General features: G+C 47.5%; 24 protein-coding genes and 1 riboswitch. Of the genes, 20 read left to right on the top strand and 4 right to left on the bottom strand.

Annotated elements, in window-relative coordinates; genetic code table 11:
* The first annotated feature begins 1 nt into the window (after position 1).
* Positions 2-116: riboswitch (TPP riboswitch) on the top strand.
* Positions 117-267: 151 nt separating this feature from the next.
* From ACFO9Q_RS01525 to ACFO9Q_RS01505, 5 genes are all read left to right on the top strand, one after another.
* Positions 268-1,308: an ABC transporter substrate-binding protein gene (locus ACFO9Q_RS01525; protein ID WP_379177919.1), complete on the top strand. Its 1,041-nt coding sequence runs from the start codon at positions 268-270 to the stop codon at positions 1,306-1,308.
* Positions 1,309-1,400: 92 nt separating this feature from the next.
* Positions 1,401-1,703 (top strand): thiamine-binding protein, encoded by a 303-nt coding sequence (locus ACFO9Q_RS01520; protein WP_379177917.1) that lies wholly within the window; start codon positions 1,401-1,403, stop codon positions 1,701-1,703.
* Positions 1,693-2,460, top strand: coding sequence for an ABC transporter permease (locus tag ACFO9Q_RS01515; RefSeq protein ID WP_379177915.1), 768 nt, complete (start codon positions 1,693-1,695; stop codon positions 2,458-2,460). The genes ACFO9Q_RS01520 and ACFO9Q_RS01515 overlap by 11 nt, the downstream gene beginning before the upstream one ends.
* A 2-nt stretch (positions 2,461-2,462) precedes the next feature.
* Positions 2,463-3,299, top strand: a complete 837-nt coding sequence (locus ACFO9Q_RS01510) for an ABC transporter ATP-binding protein (protein ID WP_379177913.1) — start codon at positions 2,463-2,465, stop codon at positions 3,297-3,299.
* A 2-nt stretch (positions 3,300-3,301) separates the two neighbouring features.
* On the top strand, positions 3,302-4,129 hold the full coding sequence (locus ACFO9Q_RS01505; RefSeq protein ID WP_379177911.1) for a TatD family hydrolase: 828 nt from the start codon (positions 3,302-3,304) through the stop codon (positions 4,127-4,129).
* Here ACFO9Q_RS01505 and ACFO9Q_RS01500 read toward each other — a convergent pair.
* Positions 4,115-5,146 carry a YheC/YheD family protein gene (locus ACFO9Q_RS01500; protein ID WP_379177909.1) on the bottom strand — a complete coding sequence of 344 codons (1,032 nt, stop codon included), beginning with the start codon at positions 5,144-5,146 and terminating at the stop codon, positions 4,115-4,117. The genes ACFO9Q_RS01505 and ACFO9Q_RS01500 overlap by 15 nt on opposite strands.
* A gap of 226 nt (positions 5,147-5,372) precedes the next feature.
* On the opposite strand from ACFO9Q_RS01500, the gene ACFO9Q_RS01495 reads away from it, so the two are divergent.
* Positions 5,373-6,236 carry an exosporium glycoprotein BclB-related protein gene (locus ACFO9Q_RS01495; RefSeq protein ID WP_379177907.1) on the top strand — a complete coding sequence of 288 codons (864 nt, stop codon included), beginning with the start codon at positions 5,373-5,375 and terminating at the stop codon, positions 6,234-6,236.
* A gap of 112 nt (positions 6,237-6,348) precedes the next feature.
* Here ACFO9Q_RS01495 and ACFO9Q_RS01490 read toward each other — a convergent pair whose 3' ends face one another.
* Positions 6,349-6,729, bottom strand: a complete 381-nt coding sequence (locus tag ACFO9Q_RS01490; RefSeq protein ID WP_379177905.1) for an SET domain-containing protein — start codon at positions 6,727-6,729, stop codon at positions 6,349-6,351.
* 199 nt (positions 6,730-6,928) lie between these two features.
* Between ACFO9Q_RS01490 and ACFO9Q_RS01485 the strand changes: the two genes are divergently transcribed.
* The 14 genes from ACFO9Q_RS01485 to ACFO9Q_RS01420 all read left to right on the top strand — a co-directional run bounded on the left by ACFO9Q_RS01485 (position 6,929) and on the right by ACFO9Q_RS01420 (position 19,789).
* Positions 6,929-7,348, top strand: a complete 420-nt coding sequence (locus ACFO9Q_RS01485; RefSeq protein WP_379177903.1) for a hypothetical protein — start codon at positions 6,929-6,931, stop codon at positions 7,346-7,348.
* A gap of 5 nt (positions 7,349-7,353) precedes the next feature.
* On the top strand, positions 7,354-7,740 hold the full coding sequence (locus tag ACFO9Q_RS01480) for a hypothetical protein (protein WP_379177901.1): 387 nt from the start codon (positions 7,354-7,356) through the stop codon (positions 7,738-7,740).
* Between the two features lie 115 nt (positions 7,741-7,855).
* On the top strand, positions 7,856-8,260 hold the full coding sequence (locus ACFO9Q_RS01475; RefSeq protein ID WP_379177899.1) for a hypothetical protein: 405 nt from the start codon (positions 7,856-7,858) through the stop codon (positions 8,258-8,260).
* Positions 8,261-8,532: 272 nt separating this feature from the next.
* Positions 8,533-8,979 (top strand): GNAT family N-acetyltransferase, encoded by a 447-nt coding sequence (locus tag ACFO9Q_RS01470; protein WP_379177897.1) that lies wholly within the window; start codon positions 8,533-8,535, stop codon positions 8,977-8,979.
* Between the two features lie 238 nt (positions 8,980-9,217).
* Positions 9,218-10,297: a hypothetical protein gene (locus tag ACFO9Q_RS01465; RefSeq protein WP_379177895.1), complete on the top strand. Its 1,080-nt coding sequence runs from the start codon at positions 9,218-9,220 to the stop codon at positions 10,295-10,297.
* Positions 10,298-10,395: 98 nt separating this feature from the next.
* Complete coding sequence (locus tag ACFO9Q_RS01460; protein WP_379177893.1) at positions 10,396-11,052, top strand: DUF4085 family protein; 657 nt, start codon at positions 10,396-10,398, stop codon at positions 11,050-11,052.
* A 211-nt stretch (positions 11,053-11,263) separates the two neighbouring features.
* Positions 11,264-11,824: an RNA polymerase sigma factor gene (locus ACFO9Q_RS01455; RefSeq protein WP_379177891.1), complete on the top strand. Its 561-nt coding sequence runs from the start codon at positions 11,264-11,266 to the stop codon at positions 11,822-11,824.
* Complete coding sequence (locus ACFO9Q_RS01450) at positions 11,785-12,927, top strand: hypothetical protein (RefSeq protein WP_379177889.1); 1,143 nt, start codon at positions 11,785-11,787, stop codon at positions 12,925-12,927. The genes ACFO9Q_RS01455 and ACFO9Q_RS01450 overlap by 40 nt, the downstream gene beginning before the upstream one ends.
* Positions 12,928-13,152: 225 nt before the next feature.
* A complete protein-coding gene (locus ACFO9Q_RS01445) occupies positions 13,153-14,094 on the top strand; it encodes a hypothetical protein (protein WP_379177887.1) in 942 nt (313 codons plus the stop codon).
* Positions 14,095-14,749: 655 nt separating this feature from the next.
* On the top strand, positions 14,750-15,193 hold the full coding sequence (locus ACFO9Q_RS01440) for a shikimate kinase (protein WP_379177885.1): 444 nt from the start codon (positions 14,750-14,752) through the stop codon (positions 15,191-15,193).
* 556 nt (positions 15,194-15,749) lie between these two features.
* Positions 15,750-16,664, top strand: a complete 915-nt coding sequence (locus ACFO9Q_RS01435; protein WP_379177883.1) for a tetratricopeptide repeat protein — start codon at positions 15,750-15,752, stop codon at positions 16,662-16,664.
* Between the two features lie 408 nt (positions 16,665-17,072).
* Positions 17,073-18,629 carry a ribosomal protection-like ABC-F family protein gene (gene abc-f / locus ACFO9Q_RS01430; protein ID WP_379177881.1) on the top strand — a complete coding sequence of 519 codons (1,557 nt, stop codon included), beginning with the start codon at positions 17,073-17,075 and terminating at the stop codon, positions 18,627-18,629.
* A 124-nt stretch (positions 18,630-18,753) separates the two neighbouring features.
* Positions 18,754-19,125: a CidA/LrgA family protein gene (locus ACFO9Q_RS01425; protein WP_379177879.1), complete on the top strand. Its 372-nt coding sequence runs from the start codon at positions 18,754-18,756 to the stop codon at positions 19,123-19,125.
* Entirely contained in the window at positions 19,097-19,789 is a 693-nt protein-coding gene (locus tag ACFO9Q_RS01420) for an LrgB family protein (RefSeq protein WP_379177877.1), read from the top strand. Before ACFO9Q_RS01425 ends, ACFO9Q_RS01420 begins: the two co-directional genes overlap by 29 nt.
* 7 nt (positions 19,790-19,796) lie before the next feature.
* Here ACFO9Q_RS01420 and rocF read toward each other — a convergent pair whose 3' ends face one another.
* Together rocF and ACFO9Q_RS01410 are read right to left on the bottom strand one after the other, a co-directional pair.
* Positions 19,797-20,702, bottom strand: coding sequence for an arginase (rocF, locus tag ACFO9Q_RS01415; protein WP_379177875.1), 906 nt, complete (start codon positions 20,700-20,702; stop codon positions 19,797-19,799).
* A 5-nt stretch (positions 20,703-20,707) separates the two neighbouring features.
* On the bottom strand, positions 20,708-21,646 hold the full coding sequence (locus ACFO9Q_RS01410; protein WP_379177873.1) for a proline dehydrogenase family protein: 939 nt from the start codon (positions 21,644-21,646) through the stop codon (positions 20,708-20,710).
* Positions 21,647-21,752: the final 106 nt, after the last annotated feature.

The raw sequence follows: 21,752 nt of genomic DNA, 5'->3' as shown, positions 1-21,752 counted from the left end.
TGAATAAGTACCGGGGAGCTGGTTGAGACTGGCTGAGAGGGGATTCACGCTAATAATCCCGACCCTTACACCTGATCTGGATAATGCCAGCGTAGGAATGAAGTTGTAGCACAGTGACTGCCCCCATGCGAGTGGGATGGCTTGCTCGTGCTGTACGTACAGCCCATACTTATGCAGCGCCTCCCGGATCGGGGGGCGCTTTTTTCTAATGAGCTCGAGAGCAGAAGTTATCTTCGTCCTGCATAGATGAGAGGGGTAGGAGAGAGAATGGGAGAACGTAACCGAGCAAGACGTGCAAGACTGAGATGGTGGACGGCAGCAGTCGCTGTGCTGGTGCTGCTGGCAGGCTGCAGTTCGGGCAGCAACAAGGAAGATAATGCAGACGATGCAGGAGCGGACAAGCCGCTGACGAAGGTGAAGGTGGTGCTGGACTGGACACCTAACACGAACCATACCGGCCTGTATGTGGCGCGGGATAAGGGATACTTTGCAGAGCAGGGGCTGGATGTAGAGATTATTCAGCCGGGGCAGACTGGGGCAGATCAGCTGGTAGCCAAGGGAGAAGTAGAGTTCGGAGTCTCTTATCAAGAGGCCATTACGATGGCAAGGATGGAGAATGTGCCGCTTGTGTCAATCGCGGCCGTCATTCAACATAATACATCCGGATTCGCTTCCCCGCTTGCCAAGGGGATTGATTCACCGAAGGCGTTCGAAGGGAAAACCTACGGCGGCTGGGGCGCTCCTGTCGAGGAAGCGGTCATTGACTCCATCATGCAGGAGAAGGGCGGCGATGTGAGCAAGGTGAATATCGTCAGTATCGGCGACGCCGACTTCTTCACGGCAGTGAAGAGGGACATTGACTTCGCCTGGATCTACTATGCATGGACTGGAGTAGAGGCGGAGCTGCGCGGGGAGAAGCTGAACATGCTGTATCTGACGGATTACAGCGACAAGCTGGATTACTACACGCCTGTGCTGGCGACGAGCGAGAAGCTGATGGAGAGCAAGCCCGAGCTGGTGAAGGCGTTCGTCGCTGGAGCTGCGGAAGGGTACCAGTATGCGATTGACCATCCAGAGGATGCAGCAGAGGTGCTCATCGCGGCTGAGCCGGATCTGGATCCGAAGCTGGTCCGTGCCAGCCAGAAGTGGCTGAGCCCGCGCTACCAGGATGATGCGCCGCGGTGGGGAGAGCAGAAGCGGGACGTATGGGTGAACTATGCCGAGTGGATGCTGGAGCATAAGCTGCTGGAGAAGGAGCTGGATGCAGATAAGGCGTTCACGAACGACTATCTTCCAGCGAAGAAGTAAGGATTGGCTGAGCAAAAGTATGCAGGAGGGCTTAGGCCCGCCAAGCAATATATATCATGAATCATGAAGACATTCATCAGAGGAGTGTTCCTATGGCTAACGCATTAGTAAGCATTCAGATTCTGCCTCATACTCCCGGCGGGGAGAGCGTCATTCCTTATGTGGATCGCGCTATTGCAATCATTAAGGCATCGGGTGTTCCTTACCGGGTTGCCCCGCTGGAGACGACGATGGAGGGTGAGCTCAGTGAGCTGCTGGGCATCGTGAAGCAGATGAATGAAGGAATGGCCGAGCTCGGCTGCCCTTCAGTAATCTCTCAGATCAAGATCTATTATAATCCTGCGGACGGGGCATCGATGGGCCGCTTGCTGGAGAAGTACCCGGATGGGCAGTAATCGGCTTGCCCGCATATGGCCGCCTGCAGCTGTAATGGCTGCCTTGCTTATCGTCTGGCAGGCCGGAGTGATGTGGAGCGGTATTGAGAAGTGGCTGCTGCCTTCGCCGTTAGACGTAGGTAGGGAAGCGATCGCAATAGCGCCGAGACTGCTGGAGAACACGTGGGCGACAACAGAGCTTACCCTGTTAGGCTTCATAGGAGGTGCGGCGGCGGGCTTCGTGCTCGCCGCCGTCCTGCATATTATTCCCGGAACTAGGATTGGCGTCTACCCATTGCTAGTCTTAACGCAGAACGTGCCCATTATTGCGCTTGGTCCGCTGCTGGTCCTATGGCTGGGCTATGGCTTGCTGCCGAAGGTGCTGCTCGTCGTCATTGTCTGCTTCTTCCCAATCTGCGTAGCTATGTTGACAGGGCTGACACAGAGCGATCCGAAGCTGCGGAATTACATGCTCATGATTGGAACACGCCGCAGTCAGCTCTTCTGGCGGCTGGAGTTGCCTCATGCTGTTCCCTATCTGTTCTCCGGACTTAAGATCGCCGCCTCCTACAGCGTGACGAGCGCTGTGGTTGCAGAATGGATTGGATCCCAGAGCGGCTTGGGCCACTTCATGCTGCTCTCATCCAAGTCTTACAAGGCGCCTCGAGTGTTCGCAGCGGTCATTCTCATAGTAGCGCTCAGCTTAATTCTGTTCGGGCTGGTTGTTCTCGCAGAGAGAATGGTTGTAAGGTGGCGGCAAGCGGAAGGGGACCATTAGATATGCACAGACATACGGACATAGATAAGAATAGACTTGAGGACAGACCTAAGGACAGACCTAAGGCATTAGAGCTGTCGAACATCCACTTAAGCTTCGCCGGCAGCCGCGGGCAGCCGGAGAAGGTCATCCTTCGAGACTTGTCGCTAACCGTCGCAGACGGGGAGTTCGTCTCCCTGATTGGCCCATCGGGCAGCGGCAAGACGACCCTCTTCCAGATGATTGGAGGCCTTGCAATGCCCTCAGCAGGCGAGGTCCGGATAGAGGGACGGCCTACGACCGGGGAGAGAGGCCATATCACCTATATGCCGCAGCAGGCTTCGCTGCTCCCTTGGCTCACTGTCAGCGCTAATGTTGAACTCGCGCTTGGTGTGGCAGGGCTGTCCCGAAGCGAGGCCAGCACGTTAGCCAGGGAGTGGCTTCCGCGTGTAGGGCTTGAAGAATACAAGGACGCGTATCCGCATGTCTTGTCAGGCGGCATGCAGCAGCGGGTATCCTTCCTGCGAGCACTGTTGTCGCCCAAGCCGCTCATGCTGCTGGACGAGCCGTTCGGCGCGCTTGATGCCTTGACGAGAATGCATATGCAGCAGTGGCTGCTGTCACTGTGGGAGCAGAACCGGCGTTCCGTTCTGTTCGTTACACATAGCATTGAGGAAGCGCTGCTGCTCTCCGACCGAATACTCGTCATGTCCGCTCCGCCAGCGTCTGTGATCAAGGAGATTATCGTGCCGTTCGCAAGGCCGAGAGCAGCTGCCTTATGGACGGACCCCGTATTCAATGGGCTGAAGCAGACCATCTATGACTTACTTGGAACGGTTAACGGACAGGGGGTGCGATGAGGATGAGTCTTCCTGCTAGAGATGCCATCCTGCCTTGGATGGATGCCCACATTCATCTCGACCTCTACGACGAGGCTGAGCGAGCGCCGCTGCTCGAGCAAGCATTCGCTGACGGAGGTGAGGCGGTTGTGGCCGTCTCTATGAATCTTGAATCCAGTCGGGTCAACTATGAACTAGCGAGGAGCTTCCCCGGCCGTGTGCTTCCTGCTTATGGCTTCCATCCCGAGCAGCCCGTGCCGACCGAACAGCAGATGAGCGACCTTGTCGAGTGGATAAGGGAGAGGCATGAAGCGGGCGAATCGTTCGCGATTGGAGAGGTGGGGCTTCCGTATTACACGAGGATGGCTGCACAATCAGAGGCAACACCATTCGATGAGGAGCCGTACTTGCAGCTGCTGGATACCTTCATCGCACTTGCAGCAGAGCTCCGCCGTCCGATTGTTCTACATGCCGTCTATGAGGATGCTGACAAGGCTTGCGATATGCTTGAGCAATACGGCGTTAAGCGAGCCCATTTTCACTGGTTCAAGGGAAGTATGGCGACGATTCAGCGTATGATTGCCCTCGGCTGCTTCATCTCAATTACACCCGACGTCTCCTATGAGAGTGAGATTCAGGAGCTCGTTCGAGCTTATCCGCTTGAGCTGATGATGGCGGAGACGGATGGACCGTGGCCGTTCGAGAGGGAATACGAAGGATTGGCAACGAAGCCATCCATGGTGCTTGATGTCATTCATCACATTGCACAGCTTAAGGGCATCTCAGTAGAGACGGCGTCTGCCGCTCTGCTGAATAATGCTCGCCGAATGTATGAGTCACCGCTCATATAGATATGCTGCGTACTCGAGCGGGCGTCTATAGGCATTGCGATAGCTCTGGAAGGAGCGATACAAGCTTTTCTGCGGCATTCCGTTCACTTCAATAATCCAGAGATGATCCTCCTCGTCAATGGCGAGATCTACGCTAATCTCAGCAAGATGCAAGCCGCTGCGTAATTCGATTGCTTCTGCTGCTAGCAAGCTTAACATATAGCTCGTATGAAGTTGAGCTTGCGCCGCGTCAGGCGAATACAAGTATTGAAGTGCCTCCCTGGCTACACACATTTTCTCGAAGATGCTCGTGTTGAAGCAGCCGCTGAAGGCGACACGGCTTATAGCACTGGTAATTGACCAGGAGCCCGTCTTATTTTTTTGCACAAGGATTCGAATATCGAAGGTTCTGCCAGTTAAGGTCTGAATATGAACTCCTTGCTGAACAATATAGGGCGTGCTGCCAATGATCGCATCCGTGACTTCGTGGAACTGTGCCATATCAGCTGCGATAATGAGGGGCTTGAGATGATGTTCCCCAATATGAATCTCTCCTGAATCCTTCAGCTCAGCCCGGTATACCCCGAGCCCCTTATTGCCATAGTTCGGCTTCATATAGATAACCTTGTGTGCTGCCAGCAACTCCGAAGCATTCTGCTCATTATAGATAAGAGTATGAGGAGTAGAGGAGGGAAGCCCATTGCTTAGGTGTTCATGCATGTCGAGCTTGCCCAGATGATTCTGATGATTGAAGCATTTATGGTGTCCGATGACGGACTCCAGACGATGGATGAAGCTCCTGCTCAGATCGTAACACCGGTTGAGAATAACCTGGGGAAAATGAAACAGCCGTCGCCGCCAGACTTTGTTCACTCTATGAAGTCCGTTAATTCTCTGTTGCTCCCAATTAATATCAGAGGGTGTGAAGCAGAATAGCCTTAAGCCAGTAGGATTCACGCGAAGATAACTGTTAAGTACTGCTTTTTTGGACGCAGCGTTAGCAACCATTATGCCGAGCATACCTATCTTATTGTTCACGGAGTACCTCCCATGCTCATCAACCCAGTCAAGGTTATGGTATGTCCGTCAGCCGGAATTGCATGGACAATAGTACACGCATTGTCAAATATGTGTTTAGCCAGCTGTAAGGGTCCAGTATAAACCTATCCTGAAGCGAATACATATTGTGAGGCGGGATATCCTGCATCGCTTGCAAACTTGTCTGGTAAGTATGGATGACATGGTATATGAGGGAGTGAACGAAATGGGTAGACTGCCTGGACCGCCGGGTCCACCAGGACCGCAAGGTCCCCAGGGACCACAAGGGATTCAAGGCGTACAAGGGGCAACAGGAGCAACCGGTCCAACGGGTCCTATAGGTCCAACAGGAGCCGCGGGAGCTATCGGTCCAGCTGGAGCGACCGGGTCAGCGGGTGTAACAGGAGCAACAGGTCCTGCAGGAGCAACCGGGTCAACGGGTGCAACAGGAGGAACTGGTCCAGCTGGTACAGCTGGTACAGCCGGTACAGCCGGAGCAACAGGAGCAACGGGAGCAACCGGGCTAACTGGTGCAACAGGAGAAACAGGTGAAGCAGGTATTCCCGGGAGCGGGGCCATTATTCCCTACGCATCGGGGTTACCTATTACGATGACCACCATTCTTGGTGGGCTTGTGGGTACAGCAGGGCTGGTAGGATTCGGGAATGCTGTATCGAATGTATCTGTTCTAGGGGGTGTCATTGATCTTACAGGCACTGTGTTAGGGCCCCTCCTTAATTTTGCCTACTCTGTCCCTCGAGACGGTACTCTTACATCTATGGCAGCTACATTCAGCAGTACCCTGGCCCTAGCTCTGGTAGGGACAACAGTTACGATAACGGCGCAATTATATGTATCCACTGCAACGAGTAATACATTCAGTCCTGTTCCAGGAGCATTAGTTACGTTAACTCCTTCGCTTACCGGTATTATCTCTCTGGGAGACATAAGCAGCGGTCTTGTTACAGGATTGACGATTCCAGTGACCACTGGCAGCAGGCTGCTGCTCGTGTTCTCTGCAACTGCCACGGGTGTGACACTAATCCAGACGGTTGTCGGTTATGCAAGCGCAGGTGTCTCTCTTGTCTAATGGACAACAGGACTACTTAGCAGGGCTGCTACATTAACTTGCAACAAGCTGTCAGCTAGGCGCTGACAGCTTGTTGTGTTTTTTTCGGAGACGGCTTGTCTTGTAGATGGTGCTACTTATCCTCCATGAACCAGAGCGGGTCCATATTATCTTCCTCGCCATTATAATTAATGAGAATCTCGTCTCCGGCGCTAATATCGGTATAAGCATAGAAGTCGAACGTGTGCTCATCGAAGTTGATCTCATACGTGGCGTTCGGCGTGTAAGAGTGGTTGAAGAGGCTTCCGTAGCCTAACAGGATGGCCGTGTGGTTCGCTCCATACTCGTACACATAATCAGCCAGAATCGTTTTCTCAATATGCTCATGGTCTTCGTTCACATAAGGGATAACCGGCGCTTTATGAATCAGATCACCCTTCTTGAAGTCTTGCGTTGCAAAAACACCTCGATTAAACTCCCCGCCGCTAAGCTTGGATACCTTAACCTCAATCATGCTGCTCACCTACAGGTCTATAGTCTATGAAACTCCAGGTTCCATGATAAACATTCAAGACCTTATCTTACCTTATGCGTGTGGAAACATCAAACCGTTTACATGGAACACGAGTAACGCAACTATTTGAATTTATTTACGTCTCTATATTAGAATGAATTGATTTACATAATTGCTCGTAAACATTAAGGGGGATAACATGTCACGATGGTTTCATTGTTTGTTGCTTGTTGCGTTGGTGACTTCCATTGCAATGACTGCAGGGTGCCAAGAGAAGAGCAATAAGGAGACTTTCTCGGAAATTAGTGATCGATTGGCTGAAGGCATGGACGAACTAGACTCACAACCCGGTATACGATTGACTGGTTATGCAGCTAATCCTGATGATAACTTGTTCAAGATAGGAATAGAGTACGACTCGACCCTGATTACGAATGCACAATTGAAGGAAATAATTGTCGACTATCTCAGCTCTGCGGCCTCTAACTCCCCTACGGAAGACTGGAGAGAAATGCTAAAGCCTTATCGGGTCAGGATTGAGAAGTTAGGGGACAAAACTACTTTCCCTGTCATAGCTGAGAAGCAAAGCGATGAAACCGAGTTAGAATGGGAGAGATGAACAACATGAAAAAAACCATCATTTTCTCAGTTGTTCTCCTTATAGGAGCTATGGTGTGGTTGGGGTGGAATCACTACTCGACTCAGCAATTACATGATGAAATAGCCGAGCATGAGGTTGCAAGTATTAAGCTGTGGGGAAGTCAAGAACGAGAGGCTGATTCAAATGAGAAACAAAAAATCATCAGCTGGTTTAATCATATAACTGACATTCGAAAGAAAAACAACTTAAATGGTCCAACACCCGCATCAGGCATTGTTATTGAATTGAACACTACTAGTAAAATCCTTATTCTTCGTTCAGGTGATGATTTTGAAGTTCAATCGGATGGAGGAGCTTACTGGGGAAGACAATCGGATCTTGAGCTTCTTTTAGAACAATTGGCTCTGTAAAATGCAACGACTGACAGTACTAGTAACGCAATAAAACGAACTTTAGTCTTCTGTTTAATAACCATACCAATTGCAATTTTGTACTAACACTTATGATACATACGGAGGTGGATAAATGGAGCTAAAAGGTCGATTGTTCAAGCTTTTGTTAATGGTCTCTTTTGTAATCATTATTCTTAGTGGATGCAATGGTTCAAAATACGAAGAGGCAATTGAGGATTTGAAACCTCAACACAGTGATTATAAGTTACATTTGTTTTATCATAATGGCGTTACACCTCATAATGAGATGAAGGAGGTACAATCCTTCATACATTCTAATCAGGTAATTCTGGATAACGTTACAGAAATGAATGGACATCGTTACAATAAACAACTGAGTAAAAAGTTAAAAATATTGGATATATCGACATTCCCGATGTATGTCCTAATGAATAAGGATGGACTTGTCTATAAATCCCCTTACTTAAGTGAGATAGAAGCTTTTATCAAAAAGGAACTGAACGTAATAGAAAGTTGAGCTATCGGGAAACGATAGTTCACTAAAGGAAACTGACGAGGCTGACACGAATATGTATGGCTGCCTCGTTAAGCTAAGGGGCAGTTTAGTTTAGATCACATTATGAGAAAAGTGATTTACTCAAATAAGTCGAATGGTTAGATTGATATTTGTTTCATTTTCGAAGGGAGTGATGTGATATGAAAAATATTATCCAAGTTTTGATGGTTGTTACAAACAGAGGAGATCTAAATCTAAATTCCTCTGTGAAGTGAATTCGGGAGGAATTGCCTATGGGAATTATTCTTAAACCAGTGTCTGTTGAGAACTGGTACGAGTGTACCAAGCTTAAAGTCAAGACAGAGCAACTTAATGTTTTTCCAGCACCAGTTGTTTACTGGATTGCCGAGTCTAAATATGTTGATGATTTTGAATTGCGTGCTGTTTATTGGGATGTTGAATTAGTGGGTTTTATCGTTTTTTGTGCTAAGCCCGATAAGGACGAAAACTATTGGATACCTGCCATATTGATTGATGAGAAGTATCAGGGAAAAGGCTACGGTAAAGCAGCAATGGTGAAGCTGATTGAATTAATGAGTACGATCAACTGCAAGAGAATGATGATTGGACATAGACCTAATAATAAAATTGCTGAGGTCTTATATGACTCTTTAGGATTTAAAAAGGTCAGTGAAGAAGTGGTAGATGGTGAAATAATACGTTTACTTCAAATTGTATAACAATGCTATTGACTGTCGGCAGTTGTCGGCAGTCTTTATTACAATAACGGGAAACGTTAGTTTAATTGCGACACGACGGCAGCCGGCATACGATCGGCTGCCGTTGTCAGTTGAAGTAACGCGCAGGATAGATTAGGTTCAGAAAAAAGTTAGATAAGGATTATGGACAGAGCTCGAAACTTTCCAACATCTAGGCGGTATACGTGTATGGTAGGATATCGTTAACAATTAAAGGAGAGTGGACATCATCAAGAAATTTATACTCGGGTTAATTTGCGGAATAGGTATTATTACCTTCACAGCAGCAGCCGTGTCGGAGGAGGTCAGGGTTAAGTTAACGCCTGTATACGTCAATTTTCATATGGGGGGCGAAAAGCACTCACTCAGCTCCGATGATACCAAGATTCTGAATTACAAAGGTCAGCTGTTCGTGCCGTTACGCTCCTTCACCAATGAAATCGGCGGATCCGTCTACTACACAGCTCCAGTCGGCAGTGATAGAGCGCAAGTGGATATTTATTACGAGGATGATCGGGATGTGACGCTTAAGGATAAAGAGGGGTATGTTCGGCTGGGCAATCTGGGCGTCAAGTTTGCACTGAATGATGATATACCGGTGATAGAAGGCTCGATCAAAATCGATAAGACTATACCTAAAGACAAGGATGTAGTGATTTCAATATTAGACAGCAAAGGAAAAACATTAGGCGTGAGCAGCGCTATAGAGCCTTACCAGCCAAGTCACGCACCTCTTTCCCAGCTAAAGCAAGGAGATATGATCAACTTCAGAACTAATTTCCCTTATATGGAAGCGCCTAAAAGTTATTCACTGAAAGTTGAGTTAGTGAAAAAAACGGATTGGTTCTATGTTCAAGGCGATGTTGTGGCAGTATGGGGCGCAGGAGGTTTCTATGGTTTCCCGTTGAATCCCGCAATTTATGGCACTAATACCCATCATAAATTAGGGGATCCTACTCCTATTTCCGTCACGTTGATCAACCTTAGCGATGATGATACCGTTGTGACGACCAAGCCTGTCAGTTTTGAAGTCGAAATAAGCGACAGCACAGGAAAACTCATACGCACGCTCACAACCAAACCATTTATGGGAGAAGTCCAGTGGAAAAAAGGGATGATGCGGACAACAATCGTGTGGGATCAAAAGGACAGCTCCGGTAAGAAGATTGCTAAGGGTGAATATAACGTCAAAATTTTGTCGAACGAGACCGAAGGTTACATGAAGAGTAATCCGGATAACATCGTCAAGTTTGGGCTGGAACATTCCATGCAGGCAGGTATTCCAATATATATTGCATAGACCCAAGAAGCTACCACACTCGAGTAGTGGCAGTTTACCGCAACAAAACATATATACAAGCCGTACGTTTGATGTGCGAACTATTCCAGGAGGAACAAATGAAATATTTCACTAAAGAGTGGTATGAAGAAGCGCAGATAAGAAGTTTTTTAATTTTTCATGAAACAGAAAAGGATTGGGAGGACGACATTGCTTGGTATGAATCGGAAGGTCTGAATTTCAAAGAAATTTGTAAGAACAATTTGGAGTATAGTAGAGCTGATTTACTCAAATATCTCCCAGCATCCTTTCATTCCTATATTCAAGACGGGACTTTAAAAACAGTATTTCCTTCTGAAGAACTTAGAAAAATGGCTGACCAATGGCTATTGGAGTATGATGAGAGAGAAAAAGCAAAAGGGATTGCATATCGGAATTACTATAACTCCATTAAAAGTTCATTAACCCAGAGTGTTATTCAGCTGTACGAGAAATCCTTACACGATGCACGAGTAACCTCAATCGAGCAGCTCTTGAAAGACACGTTTATCATGACATTGGATTGTAGAGGCGGTTATCATTATTTAACGGATATCAGGTTAACCTTTACTGGGGTACATAATATTCAACCTACTAACTTAAGTATAGGAAGTGGCTGGCTTTACGATGAAGTTTACCTCACAGAAAAAGGTTTTGAATATCATGTGTTATTAGATAGTCCTGTAATGGAATTCACTATCTCGGCTGAAAAAGTTAATATCGAGGTTATTTCATAATTCAGTGTTATGCTATCGGGAACGATAGCTGAATAAAATTGCGGAGGCAGCGGATCACAATCCGCTGTCTTTTCTTCTAATAAAATGGAAGTTGTATTTTGATTGTATTCCTTAGACGGTCATTCCTTACATGATTTGCGTCAAACAGATGAACCGTTCCCACGGTTGTGACAATATATAGATGAATGGCCATTCAGGAAGGAGAAGTGACTTGGATATTGATGGGTTGATTGAGCTCGTGAATTTGCATGGCAAGTCGATTTACGGATTTTGCTACAAGCTCACGGGGAACAAAGAAGATGCGGACGATTTGTATCAGGAAACTTTTCTTAAGGCAGTGGAGCTGCGACTCAAAATGGACGCGTCTCGTAATCCCAAAGCTTTTCTAATATCAATTGCGATTCGGCTTCACAAAAATCATCGTCGTAAACTTTTCTGGAGACAAAGAATTGCCCCCACAATTAAACTTGACGAAGCGGTAAACAAGTCCAGTTCGCTCGGAAGCGAAGCAATGCCGGAAGACGCAGTGCTGTCGCTTGAACTTCAAACCGTGATTCAGGACGCTGCTCACCGGCTGGATGACAAATTGAAGCTTCCCCTTTACATGTATTATACAGCAGAAATGACCGTTGAAGAGATTGCTTCTGCGCTGAAAATTCCGTCAGGAACGGTGAAGAGCAGGCTTCATAAAGCTCGCAAGACCATGAGAAAAGCATTGGAGGTTGATTCCCCATGGACGCAGATTGGGAGCGATTGCTCAGAAAATCTTTAGCTTCCGTAGCAGAGCCCGAAGAAAAATTGAATGAGAGCATAATATATCAATTAAAGGAGCGTAGTCAGACGAATTATAAATATAGGAAAGGATTATCCGCAGGATTGTTAGCCGCTGTATTGTTGCTAGTACTATCTGTATCAGCTTATGCGGCAACACAACTATTCAGCGCCCAGCTCGTCGTCGAGCATCTGGGAGATCAGATGTTAGCTGATGCGTTTGAAAGCAAAGATGCTATTCAAATCAATCAAACGAAAGCTTCCGGAGATTACCGTTTTACGTTACATGGTCTTGTATCGGGAGCAGGTCTTAGTAAATTTCATCGCAAGGACGTGTATCCTGACAGGACATATGCCGTTGTATCTATATCCACACAGGACGGCAGGCCGATGCCGAGTACCCATGATCCTGAATATGGCAAGGCGCCGTTCTTCGTTACGCCGTTGATCAAGGGCCTTAAGCCGTGGCAATTTAACATCGCTTCCATGAAAGGCGCATACAGTGAGACCGTTATAGATGGCGTCATGTACAGACTCATTGAATGCGACCAGGTGGAAATGTTTGCAGACAAAGGGGTGTATTTGGCGATTAGCGGCACTACGTTTTATAGCATCAAGGCGTTTAGTTATGATGAAAATACGGGGGAAATTCATGCTAGAGAAGACTATCCCGGCGCCGCTGTACTGTTTGATCTACCTCTCGACGTAACAAAAGCGGACCCTGCTAAGGCAGAAGCTTATTTGAAAACGCTGTTGAGATCATCATCTTCGCAATCCCATGTAGAGGAAGAAGAATGGGTAAACTGGATGAAAGATTTACGTGCCAAAATACGTAATGGTGAGACGATCGGTGAGACCATTCCCCAATCCATAAAAGAGGTGACCTATGACAATTCGGGAAATATCACTTACACTTACGACAGTTGGAATTTAACGACTTCTCCCGAAGACTTGTTCGAGGAAGGGGAAATTGGATTTTCAGACAGACGACTTCCTATCAGCGGGGGGAGTGATGATATATATAGAGCTCTGCTATTACACAGGGACGAAAACGGCGTGATTACCGGCAGAATCGTTTCATTAGATCAAGGATATCCCCAGTAAAATGTCCTTTCGTTAACGGGAGACGATAGCTGAAACAATACAACACGGCAGCCGCCCAAAAGTCTGCTGCCGTTGTTTATTGAAGTAACGGGAGATTACGCTAATACGAATGGCGGTACGACGCTACACTCAAACAATAGATATTCAAACAAACGAATCTCTGATAAGGATATATTTCCAACTCGGCGAATATTTATCGGAGTAAACTTACGGGGAGGGGTATGTTTGAAATTAGTAATCGTTGAAGGAATACCTGGATCCGGAAAATCATCGACTGCCAGATTTATATCTCTTCAGTTAGAAAGGAACGGGGTTCAAACAGAGCTTTTTCACGAGTCAACGTTTCAGCATCCAATTTTACTCGAAGAGGTAATAAATAATTCAGAGCAATGGCAAGCTTCATATTTGTCGAAATGGAAGAAGTTCATTAGTAACAATGCAGATATGCAAACGGTTTGCGTGTTTGAATCGGTTCTATTCCAAAGCCCCATCATAAATCTACTTCACTTAGATACGGACCAATCTGAGATCATTCGATTTATAGATGAAATACTATCCAGTCTCTCTACTGTAGATTGTAGTCTTGTTTATTTGTATCAGAATGACCCTGGTGTAGGTATAAATCGTATGATGGCGACTAGAGGCGGTGAATCGTGGCTTGAAAATACTTATGAGAAGTATAAGCACTTCCCTTATTACAAAAATCGAGGTCATTCAGGTAAGGAATTACACTTGAAGTTTTTAGATGATTATTCCAAAATAGCAGGTCATCTATTTTCAGAGTGTAGAATTAATTCAATTGGGATTGACAATTCAAATTGGGAGTGGGACCAAGATTACGGAACAATAATGAGCTTCCTTGGACATGATATTTGCCCTGATCCGGAAATTAGTTTAGAAGAATTAGAAGTGTTCATTGGTTTTTTTCGAAGTGATGAATTAGGATTGACTATCCAAATTCAAATGGGCAAGGATGGGTTGTACATATTCGGGGATCAAAAGTTAAAGCCACGTGACAAAAATAAATTCTACTTAGATAACATCAGCATGTCCTTAGAATTTTTGTTTAATGGAGAATCCAACCCATTTGAAGTTCTCATTTATGAGAAAGACATTGTTGGTAATCGTAACGATATCGGGTCGAAATTCATTAAAATCACTAATTAGTCTAATTAGTCATTAAGCTATCGGGAAACGATAGCTGAAACAATACAACACGGCAGCCGCCCAAAACGTCGGCTGCCGTTGTTTATTGAAGTAACGGGCAGTTTTGCGCAACAAACAGATAAATCAAAACGTATACATTATATGGAACAGATGGTATGTGCAAGAAAGGAGGATGAAATTGAAATTGACATTTAGGCTTCTATCAGTAATGTTAGGACTGTATCTTATTTATGATGGTTACTCCATTTATACATTCACCGCCAGAAGTCCCGACGGTAGTATGGGAATTCGTAGATTTTTGGATAACCTCTTTATTCCAGCAACAGATTTTCATTTGCATGTGTATGGAATTTCTTTTTTCTTAGCAGGAGTTTTAATTGTAATGATGCCTTTTATTCGCATCAAACGAAAAAGCTAACGGAGAACGATAGATGCAACAATACAACACGGCAGCCGCCCAAACGTCGGTTGCCGTTGTTTATTGAAGTAATGGGCAGTTTAGCGTAGCTTAGGAAGGATACCAATGGTAAATAGCGAATGGATAATGAAATAAACAAAAAAGAGGGAAGAATGTGAATATCGTTCTTGTAGGTATGTCTGGTGCTGGTAAAAGTACGTTAGGCGTATTACTTGCAAAAGCTTTAGGGATGAACTTGTGGATACGGATATAGTTATTCAACAAAGTGAGGGTAAATTGTTACAAGAGATTATCGATAATGATGGTATCGAAATATTTATGAAGATCGAAGAAAAAGCTGTGTCGGGGCTGCAAGTTGAAAACTGCGTTGTTTCTACAGGTGGAAGTGTTATCTATTCAGAAAAAGCAATGATTGCCCTAAAACAGAGTGGACTAATCATTTATTTACATGTCCCAATTGAAGAGATTAGGCGGAGACTAATCAACGTAACAACAAGAGGTATTGTAAAAAAGAATGGAAATAATCTTGAAGATGTTTATGAGGAAAGAGTTCCTCTATATATGATGTACAGCGATAAAACCCTTGATTGGTCAAATGAGGATGTTGAACACTCCGTAGGTGAACTAATAGAACTTATACAAGAAAGTCAAAATGATCATTCTAACGGGAACTATAGTTGAATAACACTCATGGAATGAGCAGGTGCTGAGGTGACCTGCTCATTCTATTAATTAAGGTCTGTATAGCCTGAGGCAAATTGGACTTTTTATCAATCATCGTCGGTATGCTATAGTAAATCTGTTTATACAATACACCCAAAGGATGATCATTATGCTTATTCATAACTCACATATCGCAACACCCAGCCTGAAAGTCATTTAAAACCTTCTCTGAGGTGATTTTCAGGCTGAGTGAATAACTCAGAGCGAGTGTGATATGTGTGAGAGACAGATCTTATTATCGTCACCATCGGAACCGCGTAATCAATAAGAAAATGAAACGAGTTAAATTGGGACAATGGTATGTTGCTCCTGGTAAAGAAGGTAGCCTCTCTAAAGGCAAAATACATTGCGGGTGCGGTATGTGCACGACCAAAACCAAGGTTATAGGTTACCCTAAGAATCAATTGTCAACTATTATTGCCATGAAGCAAGAAATTAAAGATTACGAAATATAGCAGAATAGCGATACCGTTCACGGCGGTATCGCTTTTTTAGCAGAACCGAGGATAACTGATTGAATAATAACCAGAAAGCTATAGAACTTCTCGAACGAAATGAATATGATGGAGCCTTGGCTCTTTTCAAAGAAGCTCTGAACGAATTAAGAAATGTTCAGTCTTTAACGAACCTTGCTTGGATTTATTATCACGAAGAATGTGACACAGAAACTGCTCTGGAATTAGTTAAAGAAGCAGTTAGTCTGAATCCTGCTTCGCATTTTCCCTACAACCTTTTAGGTGAAATATATGTTGCGTTGGAAAGATGGGAAGATGCTTCGAAAGTATTATCGAACGCTATCTCAATCGAACCTTCCAAAGAAGCAATTAACAATTTAGCCATAGCTAAATATCATCTTGGGGAGTTGGAAGAAGCCTCAGCTTTATTTCTAGATAGCGCAGAGCCTTCTGATTACACCATGTATAGTCATATAAAATGTTTGATTGAAATCGGTCAAACGACCGAAGCAAAATGTAAATTGGATGCCTTTTCAGCAAGAGATGATGAGTTCGTCGGAGAAGTTGAAGTTGCTGAACTGTATGTTGAGTTGCAATGTTTTTCTGAGTCAGTCTGTTGGTTTGAAAAATCATGGGACACTTACTATAAAACTCCCGATTGGGTGTGTAGGTATATATATTCATTAATTAAAACAAATTTATACAATCGTGCGGTTGAAATAGCGAACGAATGTAGTCAATTAAAAATAAACGATATTCAGGATGAACACAAAGTTGAATGCGATGAGGATTGGACAGAGAGCGACAAAGCCACATACATTAAGCAATTAGAAGATGACAAACAGGAATATGAAAATATTATAAATAAGATTTCTAATGGATTTGTTCCACCTTTGAAATTTTCAACTTCTTTGAGTTCAAGTTGTTATTTATTCGGATGCTCAAGACATAACCATAACGAATTTAATGGTTGAACCTACCGTTACGGAGACGATAACTGAAACAATACAGATATCTGCAGTAAAACATTTCATTTGGTGGACAATTGGTGAGCAGAGGAAATATTGGTGAAGCAGGTTGGCAATTTTTACACACGTCTAAACCCCAGTGCTATCAAGACTTTTCTTATAAATACAAAAAAACCGGGCGCCCTCTTTCGAGAGCGCCCTTTTCATGGGAGAGGAGAAACCGGACGAAGAACTTATGGGGAAACGTAAGTCTTCTCCGCGGTTGTCTACGGCATCTTGCGAAGCCGATGATAATAGCATTGCCGGATTCGGGAAGCTTATACCTAGGAATCAGAAAAAAATTGAAATTGAGATGTTCGGTGTCGACGCTTATAATAAGACGATAACTATTATTCACAGAAAAGGTGTAGATTCATGAGCATATTAAATGTAGAAAAGCTAAGCCACGGCTTCGGTGACCGTGCAATCTTCAATAACGTGTCCTTCCGCCTGCTGAAGGGCGAGCATATTGGTCTGATTGGGGCGAATGGGGAAGGCAAGTCGACCTTCATGAATATTATTACTGGCAAGCTGCAGCCGGATGACGGCAAGATCGAATGGTCGAAGCGCATGCGTGTCGGCTATCTCGATCAGCACGCGGTGCTGAGCAAGGGCATGACGATGAAGGATGTGCTGAAGGGCGCCTTCCAATACCTGTTCGATATGGAGCAGGAGATGAACGATATGTATGGCCGGATGGGCGAAGTATCGCCGGAAGAGCTGGACAAGCTGCTTGAGGATGTCGGCACGATCCAAGATACGCTGACGAATCAAGACTTCTACCTCATCGATGCGAAGATTGATGAGACGGCCCGCGGTCTCGGCCTGACCGATATTGGACTGGACAAGGACGTGAATGACCTGAGCGGCGGCCAGCGTACGAAGGTGCTGCTTGCGAAGCTGCTGCTGGAGAAGCCGGATATTCTGCTGCTCGATGAGCCGACGAACTACTTGGACGAAGTGCACATCGAATGGCTGAAGCGTTATCTGAATGAGTATGAGAATGCATTCATTCTGATCTCGCACGACATTCCGTTCCTGAACAGCGTCATTAACCTCATCTACCATATGGAGAATCAAGAGCTGACCAGATATGTCGGAGACTACGACCACTTCCTGGAAGTGCATGAGATGCGTAAGAACCAGCTCGAATCTGCCTACAAGCGTCAGCAGCAAGAGATTGCGGACTTGAAGGACTTCGTTGCCCGCAACAAGGCGAGTGTCGCGACGCGCAATATGGCGATGTCCAGACAGAAGAAGCTGGACAAGATGGAAGTGATTGAGCTCGCGAAGGAGAAGCCGCAGCCTCAGTTCAACTTCAAGGATGCCCGTGCATCCGCGAAGCTGATCTTCGAGACGAAGGAGCTTGTCATTGGCTATGATAGCCCGTTGTCCAGACCGCTGGACCTTCGCATGGAGCGGGGGCAGAAGGTTGCGCTCGTGGGAGCGAACGGAATCGGGAAGACGACGCTCATGCGCAGCATTCTAGGCGAGATTCAGCCAATCTCCGGCTCTGTTGAGCGCGGGGAATATCAATATATCGGCTACTTCGAGCAGGAATCGAAGGAAGCGAATTACAATACTTGTATTGAAGAGATATGGAAGGAGTTCCCTTCCTATACCCAATTCGAAGTGCGGGCAGCGCTCGCGAAGTGCGGCCTAACGACGAAGCATATCGAGAGCAAGATTACAGTGCTAAGCGGCGGCGAGAAGGCCAAGGTTCGCCTGTGCAAGCTCATTAACCGCGAGACGAACCTGCTCGTCCTCGATGAGCCGACGAACCACTTGGACGTCGATGCGAAGGAAGAGCTGAAGCGGGCCCTCAAGGCGTACAAGGGCAGCATCCTGCTCATCTCCCACGAACCGGAATTCTATCGTGACGTTGTGACGGATATATGGAACTGTGAGTCCTGGACGACGAAGGTGTTCTAGCACACGAGTATAACGAGCACAAGAGCACACGAGCACACGAAGAAGGAGCCTATCTATTGCAGCCAATAGGTAGGCTCTTACTCATTGCACAATGGACCAATCAATCGTAGAGAGGAGCAAGCTGATGCTCGGATTCGCAATCATTCTTATGTTCAACTTGCTTGGCTTGCTGCTGCACGAAGGCCTGCATATTCCTCTTCCCTCGAATGTATTGGGACTTATGCTTCTAGCCGCAGCGTTATTCCTGAAGTGGATCAAGCTCGCTTGGGTGGAGGAGGCGGCAAGTCGGCTGACGAGCCACATGATGCTGTACTTCGCGCCCGTCATTGTCGGGGTAATTGTCTTCACCGATCAGCTTCAGATGGAATGGCTGTTTATCCTGGCAAGCCAGATCGGCGGAGCCGTAGTTGTCTTGCTCGTGACTGGATGGATCGTTCAGAAGCTCGTAAGGGAGGAGGTTCAGGAGGATGAACGGAATGAACCATCTATACGCTAACCCGCTGTTCGGCGTTGCGCTAACAGTAGGAGTGTATGCTCTGGCAGTCCGTCTGCATCAGAAGAACCGGCGCATGCACCCGCTCCTCGTAACCTCAATCGTATTGATAACAGCACTTCAGCTCGGAGGTATCCCCTACGAGGATTACAATCAGGGCGGCAGTATCCTGACCTTCCTGCTGGGGCCGGCGACGGTCGCGCTCGCTGTGCCTCTGTATAAGCAAGCGTTAATCTACCGCAAGCAGCTCTTGTCTATCCTGGCAGGCTCTACTATCGGCTGTTCAGCAGGCATGGCCGTGAATGGATGGGCGGTATATGCGACAGGAGGTTCCAAGACGCTGCTGCTCTCCTCACTACCGAAGTCGGCAACCTCCCCGGTAGCGATTGAGCTGGCGAGGCTGCTAGGCGGCATTCCAGAGCTTGGCGCGGTGCTAGCTGTCCTGACAGGTCTGCTTGGCAGTGTCATTGGCCCTGCGCTGGTCAGAAGGCTCGGAATCACGAAGGATGCGGCGATCGGGGCCGCTGTAGGCACTGCGGCTCACGGTATCGGCACTGCTAGGCTGCTGGGCGAATCCGAGCGTCAAGGAGGGATTAGCGGCTTCGCGATGGCCATCTCGGCGATTGTCACTTCTCTGCTTGCGGTGCCGGTATCATGGTTCCTGTAATTAACAGCTACAGAATTCTCTCACCGAGCAAGGAGCCAATCAACTCCACCGCCAGTCTGGCTGTCGCATGTCCGCGGTCCAGCTGCGGATTCACCTCAACCAGCTCCGCAGAGGTGAGCACACCGGACAAGCTCAGCAGCTCCAGCGCCAGGTGAGCTTCACGGTAGGAGATGCCGCCTCTAACTGGCGTGCCTGTGCCAGGAGCTTCTCCTGGATCGAGGCTGTCTATGTCGAAGCTGAGATGCACCCCATCGGTGCCGTCTGAGACGATGGCGATCGCTTCCTCCATGACGCTGGCCATTCCTCGCCGGTCAATATCATGCATCGTATAGCAGGCTATGCCAAGTGACCGAATGATGTCCCGCTCGCCAGGATCCAGCTGCCTGGCACCGATGAGCACGACTCGGGAAGGGTCCAGCTTCGGCTGGATATCCCCAAGCGAGACGAAGCGGGTGTCGCCAAGTCCGAGAGACGCGCCAAGCGACATGCCGTGGATGTTGCCTGACGGTGTGGAGTCAGGCGTATTCAGATCCGAATGTGCGTCGATCCACAGCACGCCGAGCTTGCTGTAATGCTTCCGAAGTCCGGCAATGCTGCCGATAGCGAGGCTGTGGTCTCCACCGATGAGGAGGGGGAATGATCCGGAGGAGAGGGCGGCATCCGTCTCCTTCATGACTGCTTCGGACATCGCGAGCACCTTGCCCCAATTCCTCAGCTTAGGTGAAGTTCTCGTATCGACGAGCGAGCCGGTTAGGTAGGCAGACGACCTCATCTCAACCGTCAGCCCAAGCTGCTGCAGCTTGCGCTCCAGGCCGGCCCGCAGCATGCCGCTGGGTCCCTCGGCGGCGCCGCGCCGGCTTGCTCCGAAGTCGAATGGCACTGGAATGACGGTAATTGGCTTCAAGCTGCTCATGGCACTCACCCCTTCTTCAACAGATTACGTACGACGAACCCTAGATTCGCTGGTCTCTCGGCTATCCGCCGAACGAAGTAGGGATACCACATCTTGCCGTATGGCACGTAACTGCGCACCGTATACCCTTCCTTCGCCAGCCTCTGCTGCAGCGGCATCCGAATGCCATAGAGCATCTGGAACTCATAGCCGCTCTGCCCGTAACCCCGACGCTTGGCATAGCTCTTCGTCCACTCTATGATCCTCTCGTCATGGGTGGCGATCGCGGTATAGACTCGGCTGTCCAGCCTGGCCTTAATCAGCTTCTTGAAGTTGATGTCAACGGCATCCTTGCTGGCAAAAGCGATCGAAGCGGGCTCCTTATACGCACCCTTGACTAAGCGGAGATTCATGCCGTCGCATGACAGCTGGTATACATCTCTTGAGCTCCGATACAGGTAAGCTTGTATGACGGTTCCGACATTCGTCAGACCCTCCTCGCGATGGAGCCGGTAGACGAGCTGGATGGTAGCTTCCGTATAGGGACTGTCCTCCATATCAAGGCGAACGAAGCGATTCCCCTTGCTGCTGGCAGCCGAGACGATCTCTCGAATGCGTTCGTAGCAGGAGGTGGGATCAAGCGCGAGTCCCATCTGGGTAGGCTTGAGGGAGATGTTGCCGTTAATACTTCTGGCATTCATCGCATCAAGCATAGTCAGGTACTCCCTTAGATAGGCGTCTGCCTCCGCCAAGTCTGCAATGCCCTCTCCTAGATGGTCCATCGTGACGGCGATGCCCATAGCATTCAGAGCCTGTGCCTTCGCCAGCGCCTCGTCCCCGCTCTCGCCTGCAACGAATCGTGAAGCGCCGAGCTTCATGCCGTACTTGCTAGAGAGTGATCTAACCGCGCGATTATTCGCTGTTCCAAGGATGATGCCGCGGAACAGCCTCGTCCCTATCCCCATGATGCACGCCCCTCTCTCGCTCATAACTGCCATGCTTATATATAGGCGCAGATGCGTCAGGAGATGACAACATCACATGCCGAGAGCGGTAAGGGCCTGCGTATCT

It is taken from the genome of Paenibacillus sp. GCM10023252 (assembly GCF_042653305.1).
Classification (GTDB): Bacteria; Bacillota; Bacilli; order Paenibacillales; family Paenibacillaceae; genus Pristimantibacillus.
This window is presented reverse-complemented; position numbering and strand designations above follow the sequence as displayed.

Coding starts and splice junctions, on each gene's coding strand:
- ACFO9Q_RS01525 (WP_379177919.1), top strand. CDS start 268: ATGGGAGAACGTAACCGAGCAAGACGTGCAAGACTGAGATGGTGGACG.
- ACFO9Q_RS01520 (WP_379177917.1), top strand. CDS start 1,401: ATGGCTAACGCATTAGTAAGCATTCAGATTCTGCCTCATACTCCCGGC.
- ACFO9Q_RS01515 (WP_379177915.1), top strand. CDS start 1,693: ATGGGCAGTAATCGGCTTGCCCGCATATGGCCGCCTGCAGCTGTAATG.
- ACFO9Q_RS01510 (WP_379177913.1), top strand. CDS start 2,463: ATGCACAGACATACGGACATAGATAAGAATAGACTTGAGGACAGACCT.
- ACFO9Q_RS01505 (WP_379177911.1), top strand. CDS start 3,302: ATGAGTCTTCCTGCTAGAGATGCCATCCTGCCTTGGATGGATGCCCAC.
- ACFO9Q_RS01495 (WP_379177907.1), top strand. CDS start 5,373: ATGGGTAGACTGCCTGGACCGCCGGGTCCACCAGGACCGCAAGGTCCC.
- ACFO9Q_RS01490 (WP_379177905.1), bottom strand. CDS start 6,729: ATGATTGAGGTTAAGGTATCCAAGCTTAGCGGCGGGGAGTTTAATCGA.
- ACFO9Q_RS01485 (WP_379177903.1), top strand. CDS start 6,929: ATGTCACGATGGTTTCATTGTTTGTTGCTTGTTGCGTTGGTGACTTCC.
- ACFO9Q_RS01480 (WP_379177901.1), top strand. CDS start 7,354: ATGAAAAAAACCATCATTTTCTCAGTTGTTCTCCTTATAGGAGCTATG.
- ACFO9Q_RS01475 (WP_379177899.1), top strand. CDS start 7,856: ATGGAGCTAAAAGGTCGATTGTTCAAGCTTTTGTTAATGGTCTCTTTT.
- ACFO9Q_RS01470 (WP_379177897.1), top strand. CDS start 8,533: ATGGGAATTATTCTTAAACCAGTGTCTGTTGAGAACTGGTACGAGTGT.
- ACFO9Q_RS01460 (WP_379177893.1), top strand. CDS start 10,396: ATGAAATATTTCACTAAAGAGTGGTATGAAGAAGCGCAGATAAGAAGT.
- ACFO9Q_RS01450 (WP_379177889.1), top strand. CDS start 11,785: ATGGACGCAGATTGGGAGCGATTGCTCAGAAAATCTTTAGCTTCCGTA.
- abc-f (WP_379177881.1), top strand. CDS start 17,073: ATGAGCATATTAAATGTAGAAAAGCTAAGCCACGGCTTCGGTGACCGT.
- ACFO9Q_RS01425 (WP_379177879.1), top strand. CDS start 18,754: ATGCTCGGATTCGCAATCATTCTTATGTTCAACTTGCTTGGCTTGCTG.
- ACFO9Q_RS01420 (WP_379177877.1), top strand. CDS start 19,097: ATGAACGGAATGAACCATCTATACGCTAACCCGCTGTTCGGCGTTGCG.
- rocF (WP_379177875.1), bottom strand. CDS start 20,702: ATGAGCAGCTTGAAGCCAATTACCGTCATTCCAGTGCCATTCGACTTC.
- ACFO9Q_RS01410 (WP_379177873.1), bottom strand. CDS start 21,646: ATGGGGATAGGGACGAGGCTGTTCCGCGGCATCATCCTTGGAACAGCG.